The following is an 8,301-nucleotide window of genomic DNA, read 5'->3' as shown; positions in this document are numbered from 1 at the left end:
GGACCTCCACATGCTGGTCGGGGAGAACCCCCACCACCAAGGGAATGGGTCCGCTGAAATTTTCCGCAGCCATACCCTTATTGTTGCGCCGGGGCGATCCAATGAACAGGCTGTCCGGTGGGTTGGAATATCAGCTTTCCGTCGGCTTGTTCCACGTCAGCCGCACCTTGAAATTGGACGCCGTGCTGGCCGAAGCGATGAACGCGCCCGCCTCCGCGTGCAGATCTATCCCGAATTCCACGCTCACCTCATCCGGACGGTTCTCCAGGCTCAGGAGCTCGTCGATCACGCCCTGCACCGCCGGACGCACATGCGCCAAGGCCCGCTCGAAGGTTTGCTGGGCCCGCGCGAAGACCCCCGAATGGTCCCCGGCGTGATCGCCTCCCCTTGTCACCAGGCTTCCGGCGGCGTTCGCCACCTCCACAACTACCGTGCCGCCGTCGTCGGTGGTGAATTCAACCAGCCTGCTCATCCTGCTGCCCCCGCTTGAACAGCCGGCCGCAGCCTGCGGGCGGTGACCACGAACATGATGCCCACCGAGCAAAGAAGCAGCAGATGCAACAGCAACGGCAGCGCCTGCGTCATATACCAGCTCTCCATGAACACGCCTTTCCCTTGAATCCAAATGATGGGCTGCAACACAGGGGGCAGCAGCAGAAGCCATGCGAGAGTCCGTTGAGCCGGATTCCGGAGCGCGAGGATTCCTGCCCATAGCCCGAAAACACACAAAGCGAAACTGAACACGACCGCGGTTACTTCAACCGTGTAGTTCAGGCCGGCCAGGCCAAAAACCGCCTGGGAAACAACAACGCCCGCCATAGCCATCCGCCCTGGGGCTGATCGCTCCGGAAGCCCTGCGACAGTCAATGCCAGGAAGCCGATGGGGGCGAGCAGCCCGTAGAGGATCCTCAGAACGATGTCGCCGCCGTTGTCCTGCCAGAACTCCACGTCGAACCACATGAAGAACACCGCGAAGCACGCGCCCACCCCGCCCGCAACCGCCAACGCGGCGCCTCCCCAGGCCAGGGGTTGCCAGCTAAGCGCGGATCCGTCGTGCCGGGGTGCCGGCGCGTCCCTCGCTGCGGGCCGTTTGGCGTCTGCATCAACGCTCGACGCCGGAACCCCGCCGGGTGCCTCGGCTTTGGTTGCGGCCGGGTTTTGTGATGCCGCGGCCGTGGGACTGTCTGTGGTCTTTTTCCGTGGTGGCCGGAGTGACGGGGTGGCCGCAGTGTACGAGCCCTGAGCTTTCAGATCCTCCTCGGAATCGAGAACCACCCCGGCGGGTGCCTCCTTTGCTTTGGCCCGCACCAGCTCATCCCGGGCTTCCGTGGCGAGCCCCTCGGGATCTGCGGCATCGGGGTCCAGGGCTGCCAGTTCTGCCGACACATCCAGCACCGCTTCCCAGGAGCCGAGGGCGGAGTGGTACCGAAGCTCACCTTGCAGATCGGAGATCCGTTGGCGGCGCTCGCAGTCCTGTCGTCGGGAAGCGGCGTCAGGGAACGCGGGATCGTCCTGAACCGCGGCGAAGCCGTCAGCCGCGGCCAACCAATCCTCTGCTTCCTCTGCCTCGAGTGCTTCCCGGTACGTGCGGCCCAGTTTCAGCCGGTGCTGTGCCGTGTCCTTGAGCGCTGCCGCGTCGCGGTATCCGGGCTCCAGTGTCAGGAGGTCCTCGAACAGTTCCACGGCTTGTTCCAGGCGCCGTGCCCTCAGCTCGGCTGATGCTTGGACATAAAGCGCCCGCAGCTGCGCCCGTTTCATGGCGTCGGTGGTGGCCTGATGCTGCGCGCCCTGGGTTTGTGGAACCTGGGTCTGGGCGCCCTGCGTCTGCGCGCTATGCGGCTGTGGAAGCTGCGTTTGTTGAACCTGCGGTTGTGAGGCCGGCGGACTTGCGGGGGCTGGTGCCGCGGCCTGACCGCCCGAGGCCCGTGCCGTCGTCGAACTTTCACCCGTCGTCGTGCTTGCACCAACACCCGGTGCGCGCGGCGTTCCCTTCAGCGTGAACAACTGGGTGGTGCCGCCACGGACGTAAAGGGCGGGTGTGACCCATTCCAGGGTTCCGTCCGGGCTGGCCATGACGGAGATCCTGCCGACGCGCGCCGCCTCATCAACGGTGCGGCCGTTGGCGATTGCGGCGTAGAAGCCGTGGGCGAACGCGATGGCGGCGTAGTCGCTGATGGCGAATTGCATGGCTGCCACAGCACCAATGCCGCTCCTGACCAAGGCCGACGCGGTGCCTGAGAAGAGGTCTGATCGGCCCATTTCGCCGGAGGAACATGAGTTCAGCACCACCAGTCGCGGGCGGGGCGCGGCGACGCTGAGCAGGGCCATCAGCCGGACGGCGCGCACCATAGCGGCCCTGCCGTCGGGCCCCACCAGGGCGATCCTGCCTTCGTCAGTGCGGGAGTCGTAGTCGCCGTGGCCCACAAAGTGCACCACATGCCAGGGGCCGGCCAGCAGCAGTGACTGCACATCATCCCAGGTGCCGCTTTTTGCCCACACCAGCTCCACCCTGCCCTCTGAGACGGGACCCGCCAAGGCCCGGCTCAGGTGGTCTTTCTCGGCAGCGACATCCAGGGTGGGCAGGTCCCTCGGCGAGGCGACAATCCCCAGAATGCGCAGGGGAGGGGCCACATCCAAAGGATTCAGATTGTAATCGGGGGCGGGAATGTGCCGGAGGAGGGGCTCGGTCTGGCAGAGGTAGGTTTCGGTTTCGGCGTCGAACAGGGTTTCCCAGGGCATGGTGGCCAGCTCAGGTGCGGACAACCTCAGGACCACCCTGAGCTGCTGGCCGGCGTGTTGTGCCGCGCCGAGGCTGGCCCGGTACGTGCCATAAACCTCGCGGGTGAACAGGGCCTGGAACAGCTGCTGGCCCACTTCACGGACGGCCAGCTCGGCCACCGGCATTGTCCTCCGGGCAGCCACGGCCGATGCCAGGACGGTAGCTTCAAGCTGGGGGAGCCGTTCAAGGATGCCGTCCACGTCCAGGGTGAACGTGCCCGAAGCGTGGCCGCCCGCCGGTGCACGGACTACGTGCACCGCATATTCGCCCCGCGCAGAGCCGGAATCAATCTCCAGCTCAATGTCACAGTCCATCGCGGATCCCTTGTGTGACGGGCAATCCGGCCGCACAACGGGTGCACCGGGAATTCCCTTAGGAATAGATTGGCCCTAACCCTGGCCAGCCACAAGACCTGGACCCTTGTAGACGTTCCGGCCCGGGCCTACGGTTAATCCGGGCCCATGGCATCAGGACCCGCGGCTCATGTGAAGGAAGGCGGTCCGCGATGGAAATTTTCATGTGGTGGCTCGATCTGCACCTGGACAGCAAGGAATGGCTCCGGGAGAACCTGCGTGCAGAGGAACTTCCGCTGCCCGTGCTGCAGCATATTGCCGAGGCCGGCGGTCCCCACCCGGACAAGGTCAGTGGAGTACTGACTGACGCGGATTGGGACTTCATCGACACGCAGTCGGAGTTTGTGGACTGACGCCGCTTAGGTGGCGGCCGTCCACCCCAAGGTCGGCCCTAGTTTGCCCGCGATGTCGGTGAGGATCTGCACGTAGTCCTCATGGTCGAAGCTGAAAGGCAGTGCGAAAGCCACTTCGTCGACTTCCTGGAATCCTTGGTGGGCGTAGAGCTGTTCAGCAATCTGGTCGCTGCTTCCAATGATGTCCTGGGCGAACATCATCCCCTTCGGGCCTTGGGGCGCGAGGGTTCGTGGCGTCCGTTCGTCCACGTACCGTTGGTATTTCCGGCGCTGGCCAGGTGAGGCGGAGTCCGTGGGGATCACTACCAGGCCCTGCGAGACGCGGGCAGGGTTCCCTTTTTGGGCCGCGGCTTCGCGGTAAGCCCGGATCTGTGATTGTTGGACCAGGGCGAAGTCCGGTTCCTGATCCTTATCCGGGAAGATCACGCTGCTGGAGAGAAGATTGAAGCCGTTCTCCCCGGCCCAGACAGCAGATTTCATGCTCGCGGCTCCATACCAGAGCCTCGCACGCAGCCCGGCAGAGTGCGGTTCCACACGGTTGGAAAATTCTTCAACTACACCCTGTTTACCGGAAAAATCCCGCACCTTTTCGCCGGCGACCAGACGGGCAAACCGGTCCACGCGGGCGTAGCTGAAGTCCTCGACGTCGGCAGTGTCAGGGTAAAGCTCATGTCTAACGGTGTCGTAATTCATGGGCTCGCCTACGCTCAGCCCCGGATTGATCCGTCCCCCGGAGAGCAGGTCCACGGTGGCCAGGTCCTCGGCCAGGCGTAGGGGGTTTTCCCAACCCAGCGGTGTCACCGCGGTTCCCAGCTCGATCCTGGAGGTGCGCTGGCTTGCCGCGGCCATCACCGCAACAGGGGAGGAAATGCCGAACTGCAGGTGGCGGTGCCGAAGCCACGCACTGTCAAAGCCGAGCCGCTCCCCGAGTTCGATGATCTCCAACGTGGATTGGTGTCCGGCCGCGGGATCCGCGGGATCAAACAGGCCAATCGTGAGGAAACCCAGCTTGCGCAGGGGATGTTCAGGGGTGGGCATGGGCTTCCTTCACAGTAGGGCGGCGGCTACTGCCCAGAATAGGCTCCGGTTCACCGCACGACGGCGGGAGGTTACCTTTTGTGATGCCGGCGGACGTCAGGCGGTGCCGGGCGGAGACCAGAGGCCGGAGGCTGGATGGCGGCTAGGCGGCGATGGCGCTGGGGCGGGCGGCCGCGACGATGACCTGGGCAGCGGTGTCCGGGCCAAGCGAGGGGGCTTCTTGAGCCTGTTCCTGAACCTGGTGCGCTTCGCGTTCGGGGCGTTCCTTTGCCCGCATCCGGAGGAGTGCAACGGCCGATATCAGGAACCACGCCACATTGGTCACCACGGAGGGCCAAGCCCCATGGAGCGTGCCGTTGACGATGAAGGCGCAGGAACCAAAGAGGTTCACGGTCTGGAAGGTGGTGCCTGCCTGCAGCCAGCCCATGGACACAGCCATGTAGCCGCCAAGCATTGCCACTGCGCCGGCCCAGCCGGTGATTTCGAACAGCAGTTCCATGGGAGTCCTTTCAGGATTTGGGCACCCGGAAGAAGCCGGTGGGGCGGCTGTGATCCGTAGTGGAGGCTTGATTCGCTCGTCGTTATTGCGCTGCTGAATCGTGCTTTTGAGTCAATATTGAGCGAGTATGACCTTTAGATCAATTGCAATCTTCTGAAGACCGTGTTTAGGAGTACTTAACATGGATGTAGACCCCCGCAGACTGCTGGTTCTTCTTGCCGTCGCCCGCACCGGAGGCGTCCTCGCCGCTGCCGACGAACTGCGGATTACACCTTCCGCAGTGTCCCAGCAGCTCAGCAAACTCGAGGCCGAGGCGGGGCAGGCACTGCTGCTGCGCACCCCCAAAGGATCGGTGCTGACGCCCGCAGGTTTGGCGATGGCAGAGGCAGGGGAAGAGATAGAGCGGGCGCTCAACGTTGCCCGGGCCAGGATGCAAAGCGAAGTCAATATTGCGGGCGTTGTTCGGGTGGGCGGATTCACGAGTTTCATGCGCACAGTGGTGATCCCGCGTCTTCCTGAGTGGCGCAGCCAATACCCCCAGCTGCAGATTCAGATAGTGGAGGACAGCTTCCCTGCGGTGATGCGGCTCCTGCGCCAGCGCCAGCTCGATGCTGTGGTCATAGAACAGGACTCGACGGCGGCAGAGCAGCATCCCATGGCCGCCGGCATGGTCCAGGAACCCCTGCTGGACGAGCCATGGAAGCTCGTAGTGCCCGCCGGAAGCCTGCTGGGCACGGACAACATTGACCTGAGCCGTTTGCATTTGCCGTGGCTGGGAGTGGAGCCCTCAGCAGCAAACACTGCAGTGCTTGGTCGCCTCCGCCACTCCACGGGAGCCCGGATTGAAACTGTTCATCAGTACCACGACACCCTGACGGCACTGGCTCTCGTCGCCGCCGGGGAGGGGGTGGCCATCGTGCCCACCCTGGCGCTCACCGGCGTGGTCCACGATCACGTGGACATCCTGGACGTTCCTGGCCTGGGCACCCGGCACATCGCTCTGCGACGCTTCGACCGGCGACGGGCAGCGAGCCTGCCCGTGGACACCATGGCCCGGTTGCTCAGGGAATCGGCGGCTGCTTTCGACACCCGCTCAGGGTCCTGACCAGTCCCGCCCTCACGGGAGAAACAGGTCAGGACCGGCCCGGCTAGTTCAGCGCCGGAGTGTCCGAGGGGATCACGCCGGAGCCGTAAAGATCGGAGGCGAGATCCTGCAGTGCCCGCAGGGCCACACGCTGGGTGAACGGACCGTAGGACACACGGGCCACGCCAAGGGCCTGGAGTTCGGCAGCCGGAAGGGCACCCGGTGCGCCGATCACGGAAAGCTTTCCCTGGCCGAGGCCTTCAACCAGCGGCTCGATGACCTCGCGGGTCATGGCGCCGGGCACGAACACCAGGGAGGCGCCGGCGTCAAGGAAAGCGCGTCCCCTCGCGATGGCGTCCTGGATGCTCTCTTCAATCGGGCGATCGCCACCACGGGCAATCGCGTCAGTACGCGCATTGAGCTGGAACGGGATGCCCTCTGCGGCAGCGGCCGAAATGATGGCCTGCACACGCGACACGGCTTCGTCGAACGGGCGGAGCCGGTCCTCAACGTTTGCGCCGACCACTCCAATGGCAATCGCCCGGCGGATGGTTTCAGCCGGGTTGTCGTAGCCATCGTCCAAGTCTGCGGTAACAGGGTGGTCCACGGCGTCGACAATGCGCTTCACCCCGTCCAGCGCGACGTCCAAGGGCATGGTTCCATCGGCATATCCGTAGGAGGCAGCAATCGAATGTCCTGCAGTGGCGATTGCCTGCGTCTCAGGAAGCGCAGCGATGGTCCGGGCGCTGATGGCATCCCACACATTGACCACACTCAGGATTTCGGGTGCCTCGTGCAGGGCTTTTAGCTGTTGTGCACGTGCATTGGTGTTCGCTTCAGTCATGGTCGCTCTCCGTTAATGTTTGTCCTCCGTGATTCACGGGTGGGAACCACTCTCACTTGCCACCCACAGCCTAGGCATAACGTCACACAACGCGGTACCAACGTAGCTGCCTATGTGGATTACGACGGCGGGCGGCTGGCTTCGGGCGCGGGTTCCGTACCCACGGGCGCGGCTCCCACTACCCGGTTCCGCCCCTGCGCCTTGGCGCTGTAGAGGGCGGCGTCCGCCACGTTGATCATGAAAGCGAGGTCCTGGACGTCGGTTCCCGTGGAGGTCACGCCATAGCTCACCGTCGGGAAGGGCAATCCGTCGGGCCCCCGCATGGACTGCAGGCGGGCACTGATTTCCGAGGCAATATTCTCGGCCCTCTCTTGGGTGGCTCCCGGCAGGAAGAGGACAAACTCCTCCCCGCCGTACCGCCCAACGAGGTCTGTTGACCTGACCGAGGCGGTGCAGGCGGCGGCAAAGGCGCGAAGGGCTGCGTCTCCGGCTGAATGCCCGTGCTCATCATTGATTGCCTTGAAGTGATCCAGGTCGGCGAGGATCAAAGCTGCCCCTCGGCCGGACGGCCGTGCAAGGGAGCGGGCTGCCAGGTCCAGGAATGCGCCCCTGTTGAGCAGGCCCGTCAGATGGTCACGTTCGGCACGTTCCCTTAGGCGTTTGATCAACTGCTTGTTGCTGAGCGTATTCATGGTGGAGGACACGGACACCAGGAGCATCAAATGCATGAGGGCCGCCGGCGCGTAACCAAAGAAGTCGAGGAACACCGCGCTGTTGGGCCCGGCTGCCACAAAGGTGATGACGCGGGACAAGTAGTACAAGGCAGTCAGCCCGGCGATCAAGGACAGGAACGTGGTGATCCGCGAGCGTCCGGCCCTCGCGAACCACAGTTCCACGGCAGCCAGGGTGATTCCCAGCGTGGTCAGGCTGAGGTACGCCAAGCCGCCCGACCATACTCCGGCTCCCGGGTCATCCAGGGTCGAGGCAAGTCCACTGAGCAGGGGTGCCGGCACCAAGAGCCACAAGGGGGCGCGGCGGTCCCTTAGGGTACGGGCTCCCGCCCAGAGGCAACAGGTCCCTGCGACAACCAACGCCTTGCCCAAGGGGTTGGCCCACAGTTGCGAGGCCGTCCCGTTCAGGAGGAAGGCGGCGTTGCCAACAAAGAAGAGGCATAAGGCAACCCGCCACCACCTGGCGTAGGCCGAGTGTCTCCGCTGGGACGACACACAGGAAATGAGGATCAGGGTCAGGGTGACCAGGCCGAGGACCATCCTTACGGAGAATGGGTCCAGGACTATTGCTCCCTCTTGCAGCGCGACTGCAACCATGGTGCGGCCCGCTAACGCGCTAG

Annotated in this window: 8 protein-coding genes; 2 read left to right on the top strand and 6 right to left on the bottom strand. The window is 64.3% G+C overall.

The genetic code is table 11. From position 1 onward, the window contains the following. Positions 1-130: 130 nt before the first annotated feature. Positions 131-472 (bottom strand): CU044_2847 family protein, encoded by a 342-nt coding sequence (locus tag HP499_RS17255; RefSeq protein WP_172325439.1) that lies wholly within the window; start codon positions 470-472, stop codon positions 131-133. After that, entirely contained in the window at positions 469-3,093 is a 2,625-nt protein-coding gene (locus HP499_RS17250) for a CHAT domain-containing protein (RefSeq protein WP_172325438.1), read from the bottom strand. The genes HP499_RS17255 and HP499_RS17250 overlap by 4 nt, the downstream gene beginning before the upstream one ends. 191 nt (positions 3,094-3,284) lie before the next feature. Between HP499_RS17250 and HP499_RS17245 the strand changes: the two genes are divergently transcribed. Next, complete coding sequence (locus tag HP499_RS17245) at positions 3,285-3,485, top strand: hypothetical protein (protein WP_172325437.1); 201 nt, start codon at positions 3,285-3,287, stop codon at positions 3,483-3,485. 6 nt (positions 3,486-3,491) lie between these two features. On the opposite strand, the gene HP499_RS17240 is transcribed toward HP499_RS17245, so the two are convergent. Beyond that, positions 3,492-4,523: an LLM class flavin-dependent oxidoreductase gene (locus tag HP499_RS17240; protein WP_172325436.1), complete on the bottom strand. Its 1,032-nt coding sequence runs from the start codon at positions 4,521-4,523 to the stop codon at positions 3,492-3,494. 142 nt (positions 4,524-4,665) lie between these two features. After that, on the bottom strand, positions 4,666-5,022 hold the full coding sequence (locus HP499_RS17235; RefSeq protein ID WP_172325435.1) for a YgjV family protein: 357 nt from the start codon (positions 5,020-5,022) through the stop codon (positions 4,666-4,668). A gap of 181 nt (positions 5,023-5,203) precedes the next feature. Between HP499_RS17235 and HP499_RS17230 the strand changes: the two genes are divergently transcribed. Beyond that, entirely contained in the window at positions 5,204-6,127 is a 924-nt protein-coding gene (locus tag HP499_RS17230; protein ID WP_172325434.1) for a LysR family transcriptional regulator, read from the top strand. A 43-nt stretch (positions 6,128-6,170) separates the two neighbouring features. On the opposite strand, the gene HP499_RS17225 is transcribed toward HP499_RS17230, so the two are convergent. Together HP499_RS17225 and HP499_RS17220 are read right to left on the bottom strand one after the other, a co-directional pair. After that, positions 6,171-6,950, bottom strand: a complete 780-nt coding sequence (locus HP499_RS17225; RefSeq protein ID WP_172325433.1) for an isocitrate lyase/phosphoenolpyruvate mutase family protein — start codon at positions 6,948-6,950, stop codon at positions 6,171-6,173. A 119-nt stretch (positions 6,951-7,069) separates the two neighbouring features. After that, positions 7,070-8,301 (bottom strand): diguanylate cyclase (locus HP499_RS17220; protein ID WP_309138413.1); only part of this gene is annotated, 1,232 nt, incomplete at its 5' end.

It is taken from the genome of Paenarthrobacter sp. CM16 (assembly GCF_013179505.1).
GTDB lineage: Bacteria > Actinomycetota > Actinomycetes > Actinomycetales > Micrococcaceae > Arthrobacter.
Note: the sequence above shows the minus strand (reverse complement) of the source record. Positions and strands in the feature narration are given on the sequence as shown.

Bases quoted from the DNA above. Each gene is read 5' to 3' on its own strand.
- HP499_RS17255 (WP_172325439.1), bottom strand. From the start codon at position 472: ATGAGCAGGCTGGTTGAATTCACCACCGACGACGGCGGCACGGTAGTT.
- HP499_RS17250 (WP_172325438.1), bottom strand. From the start codon at position 3,093: ATGGACTGTGACATTGAGCTGGAGATTGATTCCGGCTCTGCGCGGGGC.
- HP499_RS17245 (WP_172325437.1), top strand. From the start codon at position 3,285: ATGGAAATTTTCATGTGGTGGCTCGATCTGCACCTGGACAGCAAGGAA.
- HP499_RS17240 (WP_172325436.1), bottom strand. From the start codon at position 4,523: ATGCCCACCCCTGAACATCCCCTGCGCAAGCTGGGTTTCCTCACGATT.
- HP499_RS17235 (WP_172325435.1), bottom strand. From the start codon at position 5,022: ATGGAACTGCTGTTCGAAATCACCGGCTGGGCCGGCGCAGTGGCAATG.
- HP499_RS17230 (WP_172325434.1), top strand. From the start codon at position 5,204: ATGGATGTAGACCCCCGCAGACTGCTGGTTCTTCTTGCCGTCGCCCGC.
- HP499_RS17225 (WP_172325433.1), bottom strand. From the start codon at position 6,950: ATGACTGAAGCGAACACCAATGCACGTGCACAACAGCTAAAAGCCCTG.